We start from the raw sequence: 239 nt of genomic DNA on the forward strand, positions 1-239 counted from the left end.
GCCATATTCTCAATAAAGACTGAGGTTATAAATAAACTAACATAATGTCCCATTAGTGACCGCCTCCATGTGCCATGCCTTTAGACTGCGGCTTCATTACAAACTCGGCTTCTTCAACCTGCTCTGGTTTCCAAATACGAACAATGGCAATGAATAATCCAATGATAAAGAATGCTGACGGTGGCAACAGTAATAGACCGTTTGGAATGTACCAACCGCCATCAGTGACAGGCTGTAGG

General features: G+C 43.1%; 1 pseudogene. It reads right to left on the reverse strand.

The window, feature by feature from the left end:
* Positions 1–52: 52 nt before the first annotated feature.
* A pseudogene (locus tag AAEY78_RS14855) lies at positions 53–239 on the reverse strand (NADH:ubiquinone reductase (Na(+)-transporting) subunit D); the annotation flags it as partial.

Source organism: Psychrobacter sp. 16-MNA-CIBAN-0192 (assembly GCF_040309565.1).
GTDB lineage: Bacteria > Pseudomonadota > Gammaproteobacteria > Pseudomonadales > Moraxellaceae > Psychrobacter.